Origin of the sequence: Mycobacterium sp. (genome assembly GCF_008709575.1) — a bacterium.
Lineage (GTDB): Bacteria > Actinomycetota > Actinomycetes > Mycobacteriales > Mycobacteriaceae > Mycobacterium.
Genome location: NZ_VYIK01000463.1, coordinates 1 through 612 on the forward strand (window position 1 = coordinate 1; position 612 = coordinate 612).

Genomic DNA, 612 nt, shown 5'->3' on the forward strand with positions numbered 1-612 from the left:
TGGTGTAGACATCGGCCGGCAGCAAAACGCAGTACGGTCCTTCGACACCGGCCAGCCGCAGCGCGGACAGCGCCTGGCTGATCGTGTCGGGAATCTGGCGGACGTCTTCGGGCAGTGTAAGCGGCGGGTTGGAGCTGGCGCTTCGGATGCCCTCGATCGACGCCGTCGGATAGCCTTCGAAGATGGCCCGGTCTTCGGCGAACGCGAGCTTCTCGGCCGCGCTCTTGATCGCGTCCCAGTCCGAATCCTTCGAACCGCGCTCCACGTCGTCAATCTCCGACCTCGATAAAGTAAACGGAACCCGAAGCCGTACAAGCGGTTTTGCTGGCCCGCAGGTGCGCGACGACGCCGTCGGCGGGAGCGGCCACGTCCAGCAGCCGGCCGGTGCCGACCGCCGCCATGGTGGGCCCGCCCGGACCGCTGACGTCGACGACGCGGCGGCCCGCGATATGGTGTCTGAAGGTCCGCGACGCCTCCAATTCGATTTCAGCCCACGCTGCTTGGGTGATCGGCGCTAACTCACGGTAGAGGTTGTTCATCGGGGTTTCCTTATCTGTGATGCGGACCCCCGTAAAGGGCTGGATCCGGTGGTTTTTGGTTGTTTGGCTTCGT

General features: G+C 64.5%; 1 pseudogene. It reads right to left on the reverse strand.

What is annotated here, in order from left to right:
- Window positions 1-539, reverse strand: a pseudogene (locus tag F6Q13_RS19595) (family 1 encapsulin nanocompartment shell protein); the annotation flags it as partial.
- Window positions 540-612: the final 73 nt, after the last annotated feature.